Below are 16,347 nucleotides of genomic sequence, written 5' to 3'. Positions count from 1 at the left end.
GCGAAAGACGTATCAGCAGCCCATCTGAGCCGATGTGAGACAAGCTTTTTCGGGGCGACGCGCCCTGAAGTTCATCTCAAACAGGGTTCGTTTTACGATCGAAATGCAACTTGCCGTTCGCATGAAGCGTCAGCTTCCTCTGCTTTTGTTCGGGGTGGCCACCGGTTGACGAGGGCTGACTCCGAATTTGCGCATGAGCATGCCGGTGAAACGGCCCCTTGGGGCGTGGATACGAGATTTTTTAAAGAGGAAGGTTGTATGCCAACCGTAAACCAGCTTATCCGCAAGCCGCGCATCGCGCCGGTAAAGCGTAATAAGGTTCCTGCACTGCAGGCAAACCCTCAAAAGCGCGGCGTTTGCACCCGCGTTTACACGACGACCCCGAAGAAGCCAAACTCGGCTCTCCGTAAGGTTGCCAAGGTTCGTTTGACGAACGGCTTCGAAGTCATCGGTTATATCCCTGGTGAAGGGCATAACCTGCAGGAGCACTCCGTCGTCATGATCCGTGGCGGTCGTGTAAAGGACTTGCCGGGTGTGCGTTACCACATCATTCGCGGCGTTCTCGATACCCAGGGTGTCAAGAACCGCAAGCAGCGCCGTTCGAAGTACGGTGCAAAGCGTCCGAAGTAAGATTTTCCGGGGATACCGGCCGCCAGAAGGCGAGTTGAGCCCGATGTAATTGAAAGAAGAGACGAAATGTCCAGACGCCATAAGGCTGAGAAGCGTGAGATTAATCCGGATCCGAAGTTCGGCGATCTCGTTATCACGAAGTTCATGAATGCAGTCATGCTTCATGGCAAGAAGTCGGTTGCCGAAAGCATTGTTTACGGTGCTCTCGATGTAATCGAAGCCAAGGCCAAGTCCGAGCCGGTCGCGCTGTTCCATCAGGCGCTCGACAACGTAGCTCCGCACATCGAAGTCCGTTCGCGCCGCGTTGGTGGTGCAACCTATCAGGTTCCGGTTGATGTGCGTCCAGAACGCCGCCAGGCACTTGCCATCCGTTGGCTTATCAATGCTGCTCGTGGCCGTAACGAGACGACGATGATCGATCGTCTTTCCGGTGAGTTGCTTGATGCCGCCAACAATCGCGGTTCTGCTGTGAAGAAGCGTGAAGACACGCATCGCATGGCTGAAGCCAACCGTGCCTTCTCGCATTACCGCTGGTAATCGTCGAAACCTATTCAAAGAGCGACTAACATGGCCCGCGAATATAAAATCGAAGACTACCGCAATTTCGGTATCATGGCTCACATCGACGCCGGTAAGACGACGATGACCGAGCGTATTCTGTTCTATACCGGTAAGAACCATAAGATCGGCGAAACCCACGATGGTGCGTCGACCATGGACTGGATGGAGCAGGAACAGGAACGCGGTATCACCATTACGTCCGCTGCTACGACCACGTTCTGGCAGGGCCGTGATGGTAAGAAGCGCCGCTTCAACATTATCGACACGCCGGGCCACGTTGACTTCACGATTGAAGTTGAACGTTCTCTCCGCGTTCTCGACGGTGCAATTGCACTGCTCGACGCCAACGCTGGCGTTGAGCCTCAGACCGAAACCGTGTGGCGTCAGGCTGAAAAGTACCACGTCCCGCGTATGGTCTTCGTCAACAAGATGGACAAGATCGGTGCCGATTTCTATCGTTGCGTAGAAATGGTCGGTTCGCGTCTTGGCGCAGTAGCTCTCCCGGTTCAGTTGCCGATTGGCGCTGAAAACGAGTTCGAAGGCGTTATCGATCTGATCGAAATGAAGGCTCTGACCTGGGATGGCACGATCGGCGCTGCGGCGACCGTCGGTGAAATTCCTGAGCACCTCAAGGATCAGGCTGAAGAATACCGCGAAAAGCTCATCGAGCTGGCTGTGGAAATCGACGAAGCTGCCATGGAAGCTTACCTGGAAGGCACCATGCCTACCAATGACCAGCTCCGTGCGCTGATCCGTAAGGGCACCATCGACGTCAAGTTCCATCCGATCCTTTGCGGTACTGCGTTCAAGAACCGCGGCGTTCAGCCGCTTCTCGACGCCGTTGTGGAATTCCTTCCTGCTCCGACCGATGTTCCTGCGATCAAGGGCATCGACGTTAAGACGGAAACCGAAACCACCCGTGAATCTTCGGATGAAGCGCCGCTTTCGATGCTCGCATTCAAGATCATGAACGACCCGTTCGTTGGTTCGCTGACCTTCGCTCGTATCTATTCGGGCAAGCTGACCAAGGGCGTTTCGCTCGAAAACACGGTCAAGGGCAAGCGTGAGCGCATCGGTCGTATGCTGCAGATGCACTCCAATAGCCGTGAAGACATCGACGAAGCCTTTGCGGGTGACATCGTAGCTTTGGCTGGCCTCAAGGAAACCACCACTGGCGATACGCTCTGCGATCCGCTGAAGCCGGTTATCCTTGAGCGTATGGAATTCCCGGACCCGGTTATCGAGATCGCTATCGAGCCGAAGACCAAAGCCGACCAGGAAAAGATGGGCATCGCGCTCAATCGCTTGGCTGCTGAAGATCCTTCCTTCCGCGTCAAGTCGGATGAAGAATCCGGCCAGACCATCATTGCCGGCATGGGCGAACTTCACCTCGACATTCTTGTTGATCGCATGAAGCGCGAATTCAAGGTTGAAGCAAATGTGGGCGCTCCGCAGGTTGCTTATCGCGAGTCGATCACCCGCGCCGCGGAAATCGATTACACCCACAAGAAGCAGTCGGGTGGTTCGGGCCAGTTCGCTCGCGTGAAGATCATCTTTGAACCGCATGATGGCGACGATTTCATCTTCGAATCGAAGATCGTCGGCGGCTCGGTTCCGAAGGAATACATTCCGGGTGTCCAGAAGGGTATCGAAAGCGTCATGGGTGCAGGCCCACTGGCTGGCTTCCCGATGCTTGGCGTGAAGGCCACCCTGATTGATGGCGCGTACCATGACGTTGACTCGTCTGTTCTCGCCTTTGAAATCGCGTCCCGTGCAGCGTTCCGTGAAGGTGCGCAGAAGGCTGGCGCCCAGCTCCTCGAACCTATCATGAAGGTCGAGGTTGTTACGCCGGAAGATTACGTTGGTGACGTTATCGGTGATCTGAACTCGCGTCGCGGTCAGATTTCCGGCACCGAAGCCCGCGGCATCGCCACGGTTGTCAATGCAAACGTTCCGCTGGCCAACATGTTTGGTTACGTGAACAGCCTGCGTTCGATGTCCCAGGGCCGTGCACAGTACACGATGCAGTTCGACCATTATGAGCCGGTTCCGACGGCGGTCGCACAGGAAATCCAGAAGAAGTTTGCGTGATCTAAGGATCACGCTCCCAATTAAAAGAATGCCTGAGCAGGCTAAATTTACGGAGAGCTCAAATGGCAAAAAGCAAATTCGAACGTACGAAGCCCCACGTTAACATCGGCACGATTGGTCACGTTGACCATGGCAAGACGTCGCTGACGGCAGCGATCACGAAGTTTTTCGGCGAGTTCAAGGCGTATGACCAGATCGACGCGGCTCCTGAAGAGCGCGCCCGCGGTATCACGATCTCGACGGCACACGTCGAGTATGAAACCGCAAACCGTCACTATGCACACGTCGACTGCCCAGGTCACGCTGACTATGTGAAGAACATGATCACCGGTGCTGCCCAGATGGACGGCGCGATCCTGGTTGTTTCGGCTGCTGATGGTCCGATGCCGCAGACCCGTGAGCACATCCTGCTCGCCCGTCAGGTTGGCGTTCCGGCGATCGTCGTGTTCCTGAATAAGTGCGATCAGGTTGACGATGCTGAACTTCTCGAACTCGTAGAACTCGAAGTTCGCGAACTTCTGTCGAAGTACGACTTCCCGGGCGATGAAGTTCCGATCATCAAGGGTTCTGCTCTTGCTGCTCTGGAAGATTCCTCGAAGGAACTCGGCGAAGACGCAGTTCGTTCGCTGATGGCCGCCGTTGACGACTACATTCCGACCCCGGAACGTCCGATTGACCAGCCGTTCCTGATGCCGATCGAAGACGTTTTCTCGATCTCGGGCCGTGGTACGGTTGTTACCGGTCGCGTTGAGCGCGGTATCGTGAAGGTTGGTGAAGAAGTTGAAATCGTCGGCATCAAGGCGACGACGAAGACGACGGTTACCGGCGTTGAAATGTTCCGTAAGCTGCTCGATCAGGGCCAGGCTGGCGACAACATCGGCGCTCTGATCCGCGGCGTTGGCCGTGAAGACGTTGAACGCGGCCAGGTTCTCTGCAAGCCGGGTTCAGTGAAGCCGCACACGAAGTTCAAGGCAGAAGCTTACATTCTGACCAAGGACGAGGGTGGCCGTCACACGCCGTTCTTCACGAACTACCGTCCGCAGTTCTACTTCCGCACGACGGACGTGACCGGCGTTGTCACGCTGCCGGCTGGTACGGAAATGGTTATGCCTGGCGACAACGTCGCTATGGACGTCACCCTGATCGTGCCGATCGCGATGGAAGAGAAGCTTCGCTTCGCTATCCGTGAAGGCGGCCGCACCGTCGGTGCAGGCATCGTCTCCTCGATCATCGAGTAATGAAGGTTTGTGCAGGAACGCTCGCTTCGGAGCGAGCGTTTCCGCGTAACAAGGAACAGATGAAATGAACGGTCAAAACATCCGCATTCGCCTCAAGGCGTTTGATCATCGGATCCTTGACGCTTCGACGCGGGAAATTGTGTCGACTGCCAAGCGTACCGGTGCAAATGTGCGCGGACCGATCCCGCTTCCAACAAGGATCGAAAAGTTCACAGTTAACCGGTCGCCGCACATCGACAAGAAGAGCCGCGAGCAGTTCGAGATGCGCACGCACAAGCGTCTTCTCGATATCGTTGACCCGACCCCGCAGACGGTGGACGCGCTGATGAAGCTCGATCTGTCCGCCGGTGTCGATGTCGAGATCAAGCTTTAATCGGCTTGAGGACGGAAGGAACGAACCCGATGCGTTCAGGTGTTATTGCACAGAAGCTGGGCATGACCCGCGTCTATAACGACGCCGGCGAGCATGTACCGGTGACGGTTCTCCGCATGGAGAATTGCCACGTGGTAGCTCAGCGTACAGTTGAAAAGAACGGTTACACGGCTGTTCAGCTTGGCGTTGGTATCGCCAAAGTGAAGAACACGTCCAAGGCTATGCGCGGTCATTTCGCGAAGGCCGAGGTCGAGCCGAAGGCGAAGGTCGCGGAATTCCGCGTTTCGCCGGACAACCTCCTCGAAGTCGGCGCTGAAATCACCGCCGAACACTTTGTCGCCGGCCAGAAGGTCGATGTGACGGGTACTTCGATCGGTAAGGGCTTTGCCGGTGTCATGAAGCGTCACAACTTCGCCGGTCATCGCGCTTCCCATGGTAACTCCATTACCCACCGCGCTCACGGCTCGACCGGTCAGCGTCAGGACCCGGGTAAGGTGTTCAAGGGCAAGAAGATGGCTGGTCACATGGGGCAGACCCGCGTAACCACGCAGAATATTGAAGTTGTCTCGACGGACAGCGATCGCGGCCTTATCCTGGTTCGCGGTGCGGTTCCCGGCTCCAAGGGTGCCTGGATCATCGTGCGCGACGCGGTAAAGGTCTCTCTGCCTGAGAACGCGCCAAAGCCGGCCGCTCTGCGTGCAGGTGCCGCGAAGGCTGAAGCTGCCGCGACTGAGGGAGCCGAATAATGGATCTCACGATTACCACTCTTGAAGGCAAGGATGCCGGCAAGGTCAAGCTGAACGAAGAAATCTTCGGCCTCGACCCACGTGATGACATCCTTCAGCGTGTTGTGCGCTGGCAGCTGGCTCGCCGCCAGCAGGGCTCCCATAAGGCTCAGGGCCGTGGCGACGTAAGCCGCACCGGTGCCAAGATGTACAAGCAGAAGGGTACGGGTCGCGCTCGTCACCATTCGGCTCGCGCTCCACAGTTCCGCGGCGGTGGCCAGGCTCACGGACCAGTTGTCCGTTCGCACGACCACGATCTGCCGAAGAAGGTCCGCGCTCTTGGCCTGCGTCATGCTCTGTCTGCAAAGGCAAAGGCATCTGACCTGATCATCATTGATGATCTGGCTGCAACGGAAGCTAAGACGAAGCAGCTTGTTTCGCAGTTCGCCAAGCTCGGTCTTGAAAATGCACTCGTTATTGGCGGTGCAGAGATCGACGTGAACTTCCAGCGCGCGGCTTCGAACATCCCGAACATCGACGTTCTGCCAGTGCAGGGCATCAATGTTTACGACATTCTTCGCCGCGGCAAGCTCGTTCTTTCCAAGGCGGCTGTCGAAGCCCTTGAGGAGCGTTTCAAATGACTGATCTTCGCCATTACGACGTGATCGTCAGCCCGGTTATCACCGAGAAGTCCACCATGGTTTCTGAACATAACCAGGTTGTCTTCAACGTAGCCCGCAAGGCAACGAAGCCGGAAATCAAGGCTGCAGTCGAAGCGCTGTTCGGCGTCAAGGTTACCGCAGTCAACACTGCAGTGCGCAAAGGTAAGGTCAAGCGGTTCCGCGGTCTTATCGGGCGCCAGAGCGACGTCAAGAAAGCGATCGTTACTTTGGCCGAAGGCCAGAGCATCGACGTTTCGACCGGTCTCTGAGAGGCCATGGAGTAAGAGACAATGGCACTCAAGCATTTTAATCCGATCACGCCAGGCCAGCGTCAGCTGGTCATCGTGGACCGTTCGGAACTCTACAAGGGCAAGCCGGTCAAGTCACTGACCGAAGGTCTGTCCAAGAAGGGTGGCCGTAACAACACTGGTCGTATCACTGTTCGTTTCCAGGGCGGTGGTCACAAGCGTTCGTATCGCTTCATCGATTTCAAGCGCCGCAAGCTTGACGTCGTCGGCACTGTCGAGCGTCTGGAATACGATCCGAACCGTACCGCGTTCATCGCACTGATCCGTTACGAAGACGGTGAACTGGCATACATCTTGGCACCGCAGCGTCTTGCTGTCGGCGACAAGGTTGTTGCAGGCAACTCCGTCGATGTGAAGCCGGGCAATGCAATGCCGCTCGCTTCCATGCCGGTTGGCACGATCATTCACAATGTCGAGCTGAAGCCGGGTAAGGGCGGTCAGATCGCTCGTTCGGCTGGCACCTATGCCCAGCTTGTCGGCCGCGATCAGGGGATGGCCATTCTGCGCCTCAATTCTGGTGAACAGCGTCTGGTTCCAGGTGCTTGCTTCGCTTCGGTTGGTGCAGTGTCCAACCCGGACCATGGCAATATCAACGACGGTAAGGCCGGTCGTTCGGTATGGCGTGGCAAGCGTCCACACGTCCGCGGCGTTGCAATGAACCCGGTCGATCACCCGCATGGTGGTGGTGAAGGTCGTACCTCGGGTGGTCGTCACCCTGTCACTCCGTGGGGTAAGCCTACGAAGGGCAAAAAGACGCGCTCGAACAAGTCGACCGACAAGTTCATCATGCGTTCGCGCCATCAGCGCAAGAAGTAAGAGAGGTAGTCTAAAGTGGCTCGTTCAGTTTGGAAAGGTCCGTTTGTCGACGGCTATCTTCTCAAGAAGGCTGAGAAGGTACGCGAAGGCGGTCGTAATGAAGTTATCAAGATGTGGAGCCGCCGCTCCACCATCCTGCCGCAGTTTGTCGGTCTGACTTTCGGCGTCTACAACGGCAACAAGCATGTGCCGGTGTCGGTTTCGGAAGAAATGGTCGGACACAAGTTCGGTGAATTCGCGCCTACGCGTACCTATTACGGTCACGGCGCGGACAAGAAGTCGAAGAGGAAGTAACGATGGGCAAGGCTAAAGCTCCCCGTCAGCTCAAGGACAACGAAGCGCAAGCTGTTGCCCGCACGCTGCGCGTCAGCCCGCAGAAGCTGAACCTTGTTGCGAGCATGATCCGCGGCAAGAAGGTGAATGCGGCACTTGCCGATCTGACGTTCTCGCGCAAGCGGATCGCCGATACGGTCAAGAAGACGCTCCAGTCCGCAATTGCGAACGCAGAAAACAACCATGACCTCGACGTCGATTCCCTGATCGTCGCCGAGGCCTATGTAGGCAAGTCGATTGTCATGAAGCGCTTCCACGTCCGTGGCCGTGGCCGCGCGAGCCGTATCGAGAAGCCGTTTTCGCATCTCACCATTGTTGTCCGCGAAGTCGCGGAAAAAGGGGAGGCCGCATAATGGGTCAGAAGATTAATCCGATCGGTCTTCGTCTCGGCATCAACCGCACCTGGGATTCGCGTTGGTACGCAAATACCGGTGAATATGGCAAGCTGCTGCATGAAGATGTCAAGATCCGCGAATTCCTCACCGAGGAACTGAAGCAGGCAGCGATCTCCAAGATCGTGATTGAGCGTCCGCACAAGAAGTGTCGTGTGACGATCCATTCGGCTCGTCCGGGCATCATCATCGGCAAGAAGGGTGCAGACATCGAAAAGCTCCGCAAGAAGCTTTCCGAGATGACCAATGCCGATACGTCGCTCAACATCGTTGAAGTTCGCAAGCCGGAAATCGACGCTACGCTTGTCGCTCAGTCGATTGCTCAGCAGCTCGAACGCCGTGTGGCATTCCGTCGCGCCATGAAACGTGCCGTTCAGTCGGCAATGCGTCTTGGAGCCGAAGGTATCCGTATCAACTGCTCGGGTCGTCTGGGTGGTGCGGAAATCGCTCGCATGGAATGGTACCGTGAAGGTCGCGTTCCGCTTCATACGCTTCGCGCCGATATCGACTACGGCACGGCAGAAGCGAAGACCGCTTATGGTATCTGTGGCGTGAAGGTCTGGGTCTTCAAGGGCGAGATTCTTGAACACGATCCGATGGCTTCCGAGCGTCGTGCGGTCGAGGGTGACAATCAGGGTTCCTCGTCGAACCGCCGCCGCGAAAACGCTTAAAAAGCGGGCCGCGGGCGAGAAATTTGGAGTAGAGAACAATGATGCAGCCTAAGCGCACCAAGTTCCGCAAGCAGTTCAAGGGCCGTATTCACGGCAACTCGAAAGGCGGCACGGATCTGAATTTCGGTGCATTCGGTTTGAAGGCCGTTGAGCCGGAACGCGTCACTGCACGTCAGATCGAAGCGGCCCGCCGCGCGATCACCCGTCACATGAAGCGTGCCGGTCGCGTGTGGATCCGCATCTTCCCTGACCTGCCAGTTACGTCGAAGCCTACCGAAGTCCGTATGGGTAAAGGTAAGGGTTCGGTGGACTACTGGGCATGCCGTGTGGCACCAGGTCGCGTGATGTTTGAGCTTGACGGCGTACCCGAAGATGTGGCACGCGAAGCCCTCAGACTCGGCGCAGCAAAGTTGCCGATCAAGACGCGCTTTATCCAGCGCATTGCTGAATAAGAGAGAGGCAACTATGAAAGCCGCAGACGTTCGGGCGAAGAGCCTCGATCAACTGAATGACGAGCTGGGCACCCTGAAGAAAGAGCAGTTCAATCTGCGCTTTCAGAAGGCTACCGGCCAGCTCGAAAAAACCGCGCGCGTGAAGCAGGTTCGCCGCGACATCGCGCGTATTAAGACTATTGCCCGCCAGAAGGCGGCCGCAAGCAAGGCATAAGGAAGAATATAATGCCTAAACGCGTTCTGCAGGGCGTTGTCGTCAGCGACAAGAATGACAAGACTGTTGTGGTCAAGGTTGAGCGGCGCTATTCGCATCCGCTTCTCCAGAAGACCGTGCGTCAGTCTAAGAAGTACAAGGCGCATGACGAAAACAACCAGTTCAAGGTTGGTGATCTCGTTTCCATCCAGGAATCGGCTCCAATCTCGAAGGACAAACGCTGGGTCGTTCTGACGAACGAAGCAGCAGGCTAAATTATAAACACGCAGCTTAGGTAGGGCAGGAGCCCTTAACCAGCTGAGAGGAAAGAAGGCGGCCAGTCATGATTCAGATGCAAACAAACCTCGACGTGGCGGATAACTCCGGCGCACGTCGTGTCATGTGCATCAAGGTGCTGGGCGGCTCGAAGCGGCGTTATGCTTCTGTTGGTGACATCATTGTGGTGTCGATCAAGGAAGCTATTCCGCGCGGCCGCGTCAAAAAGGGTGACGTGATGAAGGCGGTTGTTGTACGCACCGCCAAGGATATCCGTCGTCCGGACGGCAGCGTTATTCGTTTCGATAACAATGCAGCCGTTCTCATCGATAACAAGAAAGAGCCGATCGGCACGCGTATCTTCGGACCGGTTCCGCGCGAACTCCGCGCAAAGAACCATATGAAGATCATCTCGCTGGCCCCGGAAGTTCTGTAAGGAAGCAAGACGATGCAGAAGATTCGCAAAGGCGACAGCGTTGTCGTGCTGTCCGGTAAGGACAAGGGCCGTAAAGGCGAAGTTCTCAAGGTTATGCCGAAGGACGAGCAGGCGCTTGTTCGCGGTATCAATATTGTGAAGCGTCATCAGCGTCAGACCCAGACTCAGGAAGCCGGCATTATCTCCAAGGAAGCGCCGATTCATCTGTCCAACCTGGCAATTGCTGACCCCAAGGACGGTAAGCCGACCCGTGTCGGTTTCCGCGTCGAGGATGGCAAGAAGGTTCGTGTCGCAAAACGTTCTGGAGCGCTGATCGATGGCTGAAGCTAAGGCACTTCCCCGCTTCAAGAAGCTTTACAATGAAAACATTCGTAAGGCTCTGCTTGAAGAATTCAAATACGACAACGAGATGCAGATTCCGCGCATCACCAAGGTTGTCCTCAACATGGGCGTTGGCGAAGCCACTGGCGACTCCAAGAAGCCTGCGGTTGCTGCTGAAGACCTCAGCCAGATCGCCGGTCAGAAGGCCGTCGTGACCCGCGCCCGTAACTCGATCGCAACATTCAAGTTGCGTGAAGGCATGCCTATCGGTACGAAGGTTACCCTTCGCCAGGACCGCATGTACGAATTCCTTGATCGTCTTGTCACGATCGCTCTTCCTCGCGTCCGCGACTTCCGCGGCCTGAACCCGAAGAGTTTTGACGGCCGCGGCAACTACGCCATGGGCATCAAGGAGCACATCGTGTTTCCGGAAATCAACTACGATAAGGTTGATCAGATCTGGGGCATGGACATCATCGTTTGCACGACCGCCAAGACGGATGATGAAGCGCGCGCTCTTCTGCGTGCATTCAACTTCCCCTTCCGGCAGTAACGGCAAGCGTAGCGAGGTATATTAATATGGCCAAGACTAGCGCAGTCGAAAAAAACAAGCGCCGCGAAAAGTTGGTTAAGCGTCACGCTAATAAGCGTGCACGTCTGAAGGCGATCGTAATGGATCAGGGCCTTCCGCTGGACGAGCGCTTCCGCGCCACTATCCGGCTTGCCGAACTGCCGCGCAATTCATCGAAGGTTCGTATTCGCAATCGTTGCGAAGTATCGGGTCGTCCGCGTGGTTACTACCGTAAACTGAAGATGTCGCGTATTGCGCTCCGTCAGTTGGGTTCGCTCGGTCAGATCCCGGGCATCGTCAAGTCGAGCTGGTAAGGAGTAGCATATGTCTGTGTCAGATCCTATCGGCGATATGCTGACCCGTATTCGTAACGCAGTAGGCCGCAAGAAGACCAAGGTTACGACCCCGGCTTCGAAGCTGCGCGCTCGCGTTCTTGATGTCCTTCAGTCCGAAGGCTACATCCGCGGATACACGCAGAGTGAATTCGTGAACGGTAAAGCCGAGATCGAAATTGAACTGAAGTACTACGAAGGTGTTCCGGTTATCCGTGAAATCAGCCGCGTATCGAAGCCAGGCCGTCGCGTTTACGTATCGGTCAAGTCGATCCCGCAGGTTGCGAACGGCCTCGGCATCTCGATCCTCTCCACGCCGAAGGGCGTGATGGCGGATCATGAAGCCCGTGAACAAAACGTTGGTGGTGAGCTGCTCTGCCGCATCTTCTGATGCGGTTGACAGCGAACAGATAGAAGACAGGTATTAAAATGTCTCGTATCGGTAAGAAACCCGTGCCGGTCCCGGCAGGCGTGACCGCCAGTGTTGATGGGCAGATCGTCAAGGCCAAGGGCGCGAAGGGTGAACTCTCCTTCGTCGTGCACGATGAAGTTCTGGTCAAGATGGAAGACGGCGCTGTTAGCGTCGATCCGCGAGACCAGTCGAAGGAAGCCCGTTCGAAGTGGGGCATGTCCCGCACGATGATCTCCAACATTTTTGTTGGCGTGAAGGACGGCTTCGAAAAGAAGCTCGAAATCAGCGGCGTCGGTTACCGCGCTGCCATGCAGGGCAAGAACCTGCAGCTTTCGCTCGGCTTCAGCCACGAGGTGGTCTACGACGTGCCTGCGGGCATTACTGTTGCAGTTCCGAAGCCGACGGAAATCGTCGTTTCGGGTATCGACAAGCAGCAGGTCGGTCAGGTTGCGGCTGAGATCCGCGAATATCGCGGCCCCGAGCCTTACAAGGGCAAGGGCGTCAAGTATGCTGGCGAGAAGATCGTCCGCAAAGAAGGCAAGAAGAAGTAAGGGAAGCGCGTCATGGCATCGCCAAAAGAAACTTTGCAGCGTCGCGCTGCTCGTGTACGCCGCCAGGTCAAGGCTGTCGCCAATGGCCGTCCGCGTCTCAGCGTGCACCGTTCTTCCAAGAACATCTACGCCCAGATTATCGACGACGTTCGCGGCGTTACGCTCGCGGCGGCTTCGACACTCGATGGCGACCTCAAGGGCAAGCTCAAGACCGGTGCCGACTCCGCAGCAGCCGCTGCTGTTGGCAAGCTGGTTGCTGAGCGCGCCGTTAAGGCTGGCGTCAAGGACGTAGTGTTTGACCGTGGTGCATTCATTTACCACGGCCGTGTGAAGGCTCTCGCCGAAGCAGCTCGCGAAAGCGGTCTTAGCTTCTAATCAGCATTTGTGCTTCCGGAAAAGAAAAAGGAAATCAGGATATGGCACAGAGAGAACGTAACCGCGAAGATCGCGGCCGTGAGGAGCGCGACAGCGAATTCGTCGATAAGCTCGTTCACATCAACCGTGTTGCCAAGGTCGTCAAGGGCGGCCGTCGCTTCGGTTTTGCTGCGCTCGTCGTTGTTGGCGATCAGAAGGGCCGCGTAGGCTTCGGTCATGGTAAGGCTCGTGAAGTGCCGGAAGCTATCCGTAAGGCTACGGAAGCTGCCAAGCGCGACATGATCTTTGTACCGCTGCGTTCGGGCCGTACGCTGCACCATGATGTTGAAGGTCGTCACGGCGCCGGTAAGGTTCTGCTTCGCGCAGCTCCTGCTGGTAAGGGTATCATCGCCGGTGGCCCGATGCGTGCAGTGTTCGAAACGCTCGGCGTTCAGGACGTTGTTGCCAAGTCGCTCGGTTCGTCGAACCCTTACAACATGGTTCGTGCGACGTTCGATGCTCTGAAGCATCAGATGCATCCGAAGGACATCGCTGCACAGCGCGGCATCAAGTACTCGACCCTTCAGGCTCGCCGCCATGATGTGGTCGGTTCGGAAGAATAGCCGATAGTTTGTGTTCGTCCGGGGCCGTTCAGGCCGCCGGATACGCCATAGACAAGGGATTTGAGTGATGGCTGAGAAGAAGGGAAAGACGGTTACGGTCGAGCAGATCGGAAGCCCAATCCGTCGTCCAGCCGAGCAGCGCGCAACGCTGATCGGTCTGGGTCTTAATAAAATGCACCGCCGCAGCACGCTGGAAGATACTCCGGCAGTCCGCGGTATGATCGCCAAGCTTCCACATCTCGTTCGAGTTGTGGACGAGGCGTGATAGCGCAGGGAGATAGAGATATGAAACTCAATGATCTGCGTGACAAGCCAGGTTCGGTCAAGGCGCGCAAGCGTGTTGGTCGCGGTATCGGCTCGGGCACCGGCAAGACCGGTGGTCGCGGCGTCAAGGGCCAGAAGTCCCGCTCGGGTGTAGCCATCAATGGCTTCGAAGGCGGACAGATGCCAATCTACCGCCGTCTGCCGAAGCGCGGCTTCACCAACATCTTCGCAAAGAGCTTCAACGTTGTGTCGCTCGGCCGTGTTCAGGCCGCAATCGATGCAGGTAAGCTCGACGCCAAGGCTGTTGTTAACCTCGATTCGCTGAAGGCTGCTGGCGTGATTCGTCGCGCTAAGGACGGTGTTCGTATTCTTTCGGACGGCGAGCTGAAGGCAAAGGTTGCTTTCGAGGTAGCTGGTGCTTCCAAGGCTGCGGTTGAAAAGATCGAAAAGGCTGGCGGTAGCATCAAGCTTCCTGAAGCCGCTGCCGAATAAGGCTTCGATACAAAAATAAAAAGCGGCGGCCTTAGTGCCGCCGCTTGCACATTTATGCCAATGCGCATATCTGGGTAGGGTCTTTTTAGTCTCGAGGCGCGGCCGCTATAGATTGCGCTGACGGGGGTGGAGGACCGGAGACTTTTCACCGGAGAAATTTTATGGCATCGGCTGCTGAACAGCTAGTTTCCAATCTCAATTTTTCGGCTTTCTCGAAGGCAGAAGAACTCAAGAAGCGCATCTGGTTCACGCTGGGTGCTTTGCTCGTGTACCGGTTCGGCACCTATATTCCGCTTCCCGGCATTAATCCTGACGCACTTGCGCAGGCGTTCCAGCAACATAGCCAGGGTGTGCTCGGACTTTTCAACATGTTCGCCGGTGGTGCTGTCGGTCGTATGGCCATTTTCGCGCTCGGCATCATGCCTTATATCTCTGCCTCCATTATCGTGCAGCTCATGACGTCGGTTGTGCCGTCGCTTGAAGCGCTGAAAAAGGAAGGCGAGGCGGGACGCAAGATCATCAATCAGTATACGCGTTACGGTACGGTGCTTCTGGCGCTCGTTCAGGCCTACGCGATTTCGGTCGGGTTGCAGTCCGGTAACGGCATTGTCACCAGCCCCGGTCCGTTTTTCATCGTTTCGTCGGTGATCACCCTTGTTGGTGGCACGATGTTCTTGATGTGGCTCGGTGAGCAGATCACGGCGCGGGGTATCGGTAACGGCATCTCGCTGATCATCTTCTCCGGTATTGTGGCCAACCTGCCACATGCTATTTCCGGCACGCTGGAACTTGGTCGTACCGGCGCGCTGTCTACGGGCCTTATTCTGGGTGTTATTGTTCTTGCTGTCGCGCTGATTGCCGTCATCGTTTTCGTTGAACGTGCGCAGCGTCGCCTTTTGATCCAGTATCCCAAGCGCCAGGTCGGCAACCGCATGTTCCAGGGCGACACGTCGCATCTGCCGCTCAAGCTGAACACCGCAGGTGTTATTCCTCCAATTTTCGCGTCTTCGCTGCTGCTTCTGCCGGCGACTGTCGCGGGCTTTGCTAACACAACGGAAATGCCTGGCTGGGCTACAACCATTCTCAATGCACTCGGTCATGGTCAGCCGCTTTACATGCTGTTCTATGCTGCATTGATGGCATTCTTCTGCTTCTTCTATACGGCCATTGTGTTCAATCCCAAGGACACCGCTGACCAACTCAAGAAGCATTCCGGCTTTATTCCCGGCATTCGTCCGGGCGAGCGTACCGCCGAATACATAGACTATGTGCTGACACGCATTACTGTTGTCGGCGCCATCTATATCGTGCTTGTCTGTCTCCTGCCGGAATTCCTGATTTCCGCGACCGGCGTGCCGTTCTATCTCGGTGGCACTTCGCTGCTGATCGTTGTGAGCGTGACGCTCGATACGGTCGCGCAAATTCAGGGGCATCTGATCGCTCATCAGTATGAAGGGCTGATCAAGAAGTCCAAACTCAGAGGTGGGAAACGTAATAGATGAGACTGATACTTCTTGGGCCGCCCGGAGCAGGTAAGGGGACGCAGGCTGGACTTCTTACCAAGAAGCATGGAATTCCTCAGCTCTCGACCGGCGACATGTTGCGTGCAGCAGTCGTCCAGCAGAGTGAGATCGGGAAGCGCGCCAAGGCCGTGATGGATGCCGGGCAGCTGGTTTCCGACGAGATCGTGAACCAGATCGTATCGGAGCGGATCGACGCACCTGACTGCACGAATGGTTTTATTCTTGACGGTTATCCACGCACCGTTCCACAGGCTCAGGCCCTCGGTACGATGCTTGCGGGCAAGGGGTTGAAGCTCGACGCGGTTATCGAACTGAAGGTTGATGAGAATGCTCTCGTCAAACGGATGGAGAGCCGCGTGGCCGAGACAATTGCCAAGGGCGGTCAGGTCCGCTCGGACGACAATCCAGAAGCTTTCCGCAAGCGTCTCGTGGAATACCGGGAAAAGACTGCGCCGCTTTCGAGCTATTATGCCGGAACCGGTGAGCTGCGTGTCATCAACGGTATGGCGCCAGTTGAAGAAGTTACTGCCGAAATTGAGAGAGTTTTGGTTCCGGCATGAGAATAGAAGGGGCTTGAAGAAGCCTCACTCCACTACGGGCAGCGAACGCGGATGCGTTTTCTGCCCGTTTGCTGCTTCCAGAAGTTGCTTGAGTTGTCTGTCAGGCCGGTTTGATGGCTTTATGGACAGTTAAGAGTTGACTTTTTCTGGCGATTCCGTCAAAGAGTGCCCCACTTCAACTGGTTTT

General features: G+C 56.3%; 27 protein-coding genes. All 27 read left to right on the top strand.

The genetic code is table 11. The features are described from left to right. Positions 1-258: 258 nt before the first annotated feature. The 27 genes from rpsL to FJQ48_RS16730 all read left to right on the top strand — a co-directional run bounded on the left by rpsL (position 259) and on the right by FJQ48_RS16730 (position 16,160). Positions 259-630 (top strand): 30S ribosomal protein S12, encoded by a 372-nt coding sequence (gene rpsL, locus FJQ48_RS16860; RefSeq protein ID WP_006471111.1) that lies wholly within the window; start codon positions 259-261, stop codon positions 628-630. Positions 631-696: 66 nt separating this feature from the next. Continuing rightward, on the top strand, positions 697-1,167 hold the full coding sequence (gene rpsG / locus FJQ48_RS16855; RefSeq protein ID WP_010659910.1) for a 30S ribosomal protein S7: 471 nt from the start codon (positions 697-699) through the stop codon (positions 1,165-1,167). A gap of 30 nt (positions 1,168-1,197) precedes the next feature. After that, positions 1,198-3,282, top strand: a complete 2,085-nt coding sequence (gene fusA, locus FJQ48_RS16850; protein ID WP_139976080.1) for an elongation factor G — start codon at positions 1,198-1,200, stop codon at positions 3,280-3,282. 62 nt (positions 3,283-3,344) lie between these two features. Beyond that, positions 3,345-4,520, top strand: a complete 1,176-nt coding sequence (gene tuf / locus FJQ48_RS16845; RefSeq protein ID WP_139976079.1) for an elongation factor Tu — start codon at positions 3,345-3,347, stop codon at positions 4,518-4,520. A 64-nt stretch (positions 4,521-4,584) separates the two neighbouring features. After that, positions 4,585-4,893, top strand: a complete 309-nt coding sequence (gene rpsJ, locus FJQ48_RS16840; RefSeq protein ID WP_002964363.1) for a 30S ribosomal protein S10 — start codon at positions 4,585-4,587, stop codon at positions 4,891-4,893. 29 nt (positions 4,894-4,922) lie between these two features. Then, on the top strand, positions 4,923-5,639 hold the full coding sequence (rplC, locus tag FJQ48_RS16835; RefSeq protein WP_139976078.1) for a 50S ribosomal protein L3: 717 nt from the start codon (positions 4,923-4,925) through the stop codon (positions 5,637-5,639). After that, the gene (gene rplD / locus FJQ48_RS16830; RefSeq protein ID WP_010659915.1) at positions 5,639-6,259 is read left to right on the top strand and encodes a 50S ribosomal protein L4; all 621 of its coding nucleotides are present in this window, start codon (positions 5,639-5,641) and stop codon (positions 6,257-6,259) included. The genes rplC and rplD overlap by 1 nt, the downstream gene beginning before the upstream one ends. Further along, positions 6,256-6,549 carry a 50S ribosomal protein L23 gene (locus FJQ48_RS16825; RefSeq protein ID WP_006467028.1) on the top strand — a complete coding sequence of 98 codons (294 nt, stop codon included), beginning with the start codon at positions 6,256-6,258 and terminating at the stop codon, positions 6,547-6,549. The genes rplD and FJQ48_RS16825 overlap by 4 nt, the downstream gene beginning before the upstream one ends. A 21-nt stretch (positions 6,550-6,570) precedes the next feature. After that, positions 6,571-7,404, top strand: a complete 834-nt coding sequence (gene rplB / locus FJQ48_RS16820) for a 50S ribosomal protein L2 (protein WP_139976077.1) — start codon at positions 6,571-6,573, stop codon at positions 7,402-7,404. A 15-nt stretch (positions 7,405-7,419) separates the two neighbouring features. Further along, positions 7,420-7,698, top strand: a complete 279-nt coding sequence (rpsS, locus tag FJQ48_RS16815) for a 30S ribosomal protein S19 (RefSeq protein WP_006467026.1) — start codon at positions 7,420-7,422, stop codon at positions 7,696-7,698. Positions 7,699-7,700: 2 nt separating this feature from the next. Then, positions 7,701-8,090 carry a 50S ribosomal protein L22 gene (gene rplV / locus FJQ48_RS16810; RefSeq protein ID WP_010659918.1) on the top strand — a complete coding sequence of 130 codons (390 nt, stop codon included), beginning with the start codon at positions 7,701-7,703 and terminating at the stop codon, positions 8,088-8,090. Then, entirely contained in the window at positions 8,090-8,800 is a 711-nt protein-coding gene (gene rpsC / locus FJQ48_RS16805) for a 30S ribosomal protein S3 (protein WP_139976076.1), read from the top strand. Before rplV ends, rpsC begins: the two co-directional genes overlap by 1 nt. Positions 8,801-8,838: 38 nt before the next feature. Next, positions 8,839-9,252 (top strand): 50S ribosomal protein L16, encoded by a 414-nt coding sequence (rplP, locus tag FJQ48_RS16800; protein WP_006467023.1) that lies wholly within the window; start codon positions 8,839-8,841, stop codon positions 9,250-9,252. Positions 9,253-9,265: 13 nt separating this feature from the next. Continuing rightward, positions 9,266-9,466, top strand: coding sequence for a 50S ribosomal protein L29 (gene rpmC, locus FJQ48_RS16795; RefSeq protein ID WP_006467022.1), 201 nt, complete (start codon positions 9,266-9,268; stop codon positions 9,464-9,466). 11 nt (positions 9,467-9,477) lie between these two features. Then, a complete protein-coding gene (rpsQ, locus tag FJQ48_RS16790) occupies positions 9,478-9,720 on the top strand; it encodes a 30S ribosomal protein S17 (protein WP_010659919.1) in 243 nt (80 codons plus the stop codon). 68 nt (positions 9,721-9,788) lie between these two features. Beyond that, positions 9,789-10,157 (top strand): 50S ribosomal protein L14, encoded by a 369-nt coding sequence (gene rplN / locus FJQ48_RS16785; RefSeq protein WP_004683923.1) that lies wholly within the window; start codon positions 9,789-9,791, stop codon positions 10,155-10,157. Positions 10,158-10,169: 12 nt separating this feature from the next. After that, entirely contained in the window at positions 10,170-10,481 is a 312-nt protein-coding gene (gene rplX / locus FJQ48_RS16780; RefSeq protein WP_006467020.1) for a 50S ribosomal protein L24, read from the top strand. Beyond that, positions 10,474-11,031, top strand: a complete 558-nt coding sequence (gene rplE / locus FJQ48_RS16775) for a 50S ribosomal protein L5 (RefSeq protein ID WP_006467019.1) — start codon at positions 10,474-10,476, stop codon at positions 11,029-11,031. Before rplX ends, rplE begins: the two co-directional genes overlap by 8 nt. Positions 11,032-11,057: 26 nt before the next feature. Continuing rightward, positions 11,058-11,363: a 30S ribosomal protein S14 gene (rpsN, locus tag FJQ48_RS16770; protein WP_139976075.1), complete on the top strand. Its 306-nt coding sequence runs from the start codon at positions 11,058-11,060 to the stop codon at positions 11,361-11,363. A gap of 10 nt (positions 11,364-11,373) precedes the next feature. Beyond that, entirely contained in the window at positions 11,374-11,772 is a 399-nt protein-coding gene (gene rpsH, locus FJQ48_RS16765; protein WP_006467014.1) for a 30S ribosomal protein S8, read from the top strand. 38 nt (positions 11,773-11,810) lie between these two features. Further along, positions 11,811-12,344 carry a 50S ribosomal protein L6 gene (gene rplF, locus FJQ48_RS16760; RefSeq protein ID WP_006467012.1) on the top strand — a complete coding sequence of 178 codons (534 nt, stop codon included), beginning with the start codon at positions 11,811-11,813 and terminating at the stop codon, positions 12,342-12,344. A 12-nt stretch (positions 12,345-12,356) separates the two neighbouring features. Continuing rightward, entirely contained in the window at positions 12,357-12,719 is a 363-nt protein-coding gene (rplR, locus tag FJQ48_RS16755; RefSeq protein WP_006467011.1) for a 50S ribosomal protein L18, read from the top strand. A 41-nt stretch (positions 12,720-12,760) separates the two neighbouring features. Beyond that, a complete protein-coding gene (gene rpsE, locus FJQ48_RS16750) occupies positions 12,761-13,321 on the top strand; it encodes a 30S ribosomal protein S5 (RefSeq protein ID WP_006467009.1) in 561 nt (186 codons plus the stop codon). A gap of 67 nt (positions 13,322-13,388) precedes the next feature. Next, a complete protein-coding gene (gene rpmD / locus FJQ48_RS16745) occupies positions 13,389-13,586 on the top strand; it encodes a 50S ribosomal protein L30 (RefSeq protein WP_002967737.1) in 198 nt (65 codons plus the stop codon). A gap of 20 nt (positions 13,587-13,606) precedes the next feature. Further along, positions 13,607-14,077 carry a 50S ribosomal protein L15 gene (rplO, locus tag FJQ48_RS16740; RefSeq protein WP_012091912.1) on the top strand — a complete coding sequence of 157 codons (471 nt, stop codon included), beginning with the start codon at positions 13,607-13,609 and terminating at the stop codon, positions 14,075-14,077. A 161-nt stretch (positions 14,078-14,238) separates the two neighbouring features. Beyond that, the gene (secY, locus tag FJQ48_RS16735) at positions 14,239-15,579 is read left to right on the top strand and encodes a preprotein translocase subunit SecY (protein ID WP_139976074.1); all 1,341 of its coding nucleotides are present in this window, start codon (positions 14,239-14,241) and stop codon (positions 15,577-15,579) included. Continuing rightward, positions 15,576-16,160, top strand: coding sequence for an adenylate kinase (locus FJQ48_RS16730; RefSeq protein WP_139976073.1), 585 nt, complete (start codon positions 15,576-15,578; stop codon positions 16,158-16,160). The genes secY and FJQ48_RS16730 overlap by 4 nt, the downstream gene beginning before the upstream one ends. The last annotated feature ends 187 nt before the right edge of the window (positions 16,161-16,347 follow it).

The sequence above is a fragment of the Ochrobactrum sp. CGA5 genome (assembly GCF_006345815.1).
Classification (GTDB): Bacteria; Pseudomonadota; Alphaproteobacteria; order Rhizobiales; family Rhizobiaceae; genus Brucella.
Note: the sequence above shows the minus strand (reverse complement) of the source record. Positions and strands in the feature narration are given on the sequence as shown.

Excerpts from the sequence above, each read along its gene's own strand:
- rpsL (WP_006471111.1), top strand. The coding sequence starts at position 259 with ATGCCAACCGTAAACCAGCTTATCCGCAAGCCGCGCATCGCGCCGGTA.
- rpsG (WP_010659910.1), top strand. The coding sequence starts at position 697 with ATGTCCAGACGCCATAAGGCTGAGAAGCGTGAGATTAATCCGGATCCG.
- fusA (WP_139976080.1), top strand. The coding sequence starts at position 1,198 with ATGGCCCGCGAATATAAAATCGAAGACTACCGCAATTTCGGTATCATG.
- tuf (WP_139976079.1), top strand. The coding sequence starts at position 3,345 with ATGGCAAAAAGCAAATTCGAACGTACGAAGCCCCACGTTAACATCGGC.
- rpsJ (WP_002964363.1), top strand. The coding sequence starts at position 4,585 with ATGAACGGTCAAAACATCCGCATTCGCCTCAAGGCGTTTGATCATCGG.
- rplC (WP_139976078.1), top strand. The coding sequence starts at position 4,923 with ATGCGTTCAGGTGTTATTGCACAGAAGCTGGGCATGACCCGCGTCTAT.
- rplD (WP_010659915.1), top strand. The coding sequence starts at position 5,639 with ATGGATCTCACGATTACCACTCTTGAAGGCAAGGATGCCGGCAAGGTC.
- FJQ48_RS16825 (WP_006467028.1), top strand. The coding sequence starts at position 6,256 with ATGACTGATCTTCGCCATTACGACGTGATCGTCAGCCCGGTTATCACC.
- rplB (WP_139976077.1), top strand. The coding sequence starts at position 6,571 with ATGGCACTCAAGCATTTTAATCCGATCACGCCAGGCCAGCGTCAGCTG.
- rplV (WP_010659918.1), top strand. The coding sequence starts at position 7,701 with ATGGGCAAGGCTAAAGCTCCCCGTCAGCTCAAGGACAACGAAGCGCAA.
- rpsC (WP_139976076.1), top strand. The coding sequence starts at position 8,090 with ATGGGTCAGAAGATTAATCCGATCGGTCTTCGTCTCGGCATCAACCGC.
- rplP (WP_006467023.1), top strand. The coding sequence starts at position 8,839 with ATGATGCAGCCTAAGCGCACCAAGTTCCGCAAGCAGTTCAAGGGCCGT.
- rpmC (WP_006467022.1), top strand. The coding sequence starts at position 9,266 with ATGAAAGCCGCAGACGTTCGGGCGAAGAGCCTCGATCAACTGAATGAC.
- rpsQ (WP_010659919.1), top strand. The coding sequence starts at position 9,478 with ATGCCTAAACGCGTTCTGCAGGGCGTTGTCGTCAGCGACAAGAATGAC.
- rplN (WP_004683923.1), top strand. The coding sequence starts at position 9,789 with ATGATTCAGATGCAAACAAACCTCGACGTGGCGGATAACTCCGGCGCA.
- rplX (WP_006467020.1), top strand. The coding sequence starts at position 10,170 with ATGCAGAAGATTCGCAAAGGCGACAGCGTTGTCGTGCTGTCCGGTAAG.
- rplE (WP_006467019.1), top strand. The coding sequence starts at position 10,474 with ATGGCTGAAGCTAAGGCACTTCCCCGCTTCAAGAAGCTTTACAATGAA.
- rpsN (WP_139976075.1), top strand. The coding sequence starts at position 11,058 with ATGGCCAAGACTAGCGCAGTCGAAAAAAACAAGCGCCGCGAAAAGTTG.
- rpsH (WP_006467014.1), top strand. The coding sequence starts at position 11,374 with ATGTCTGTGTCAGATCCTATCGGCGATATGCTGACCCGTATTCGTAAC.
- rplF (WP_006467012.1), top strand. The coding sequence starts at position 11,811 with ATGTCTCGTATCGGTAAGAAACCCGTGCCGGTCCCGGCAGGCGTGACC.
- rplR (WP_006467011.1), top strand. The coding sequence starts at position 12,357 with ATGGCATCGCCAAAAGAAACTTTGCAGCGTCGCGCTGCTCGTGTACGC.
- rpsE (WP_006467009.1), top strand. The coding sequence starts at position 12,761 with ATGGCACAGAGAGAACGTAACCGCGAAGATCGCGGCCGTGAGGAGCGC.
- rpmD (WP_002967737.1), top strand. The coding sequence starts at position 13,389 with ATGGCTGAGAAGAAGGGAAAGACGGTTACGGTCGAGCAGATCGGAAGC.
- rplO (WP_012091912.1), top strand. The coding sequence starts at position 13,607 with ATGAAACTCAATGATCTGCGTGACAAGCCAGGTTCGGTCAAGGCGCGC.
- secY (WP_139976074.1), top strand. The coding sequence starts at position 14,239 with ATGGCATCGGCTGCTGAACAGCTAGTTTCCAATCTCAATTTTTCGGCT.
- FJQ48_RS16730 (WP_139976073.1), top strand. The coding sequence starts at position 15,576 with ATGAGACTGATACTTCTTGGGCCGCCCGGAGCAGGTAAGGGGACGCAG.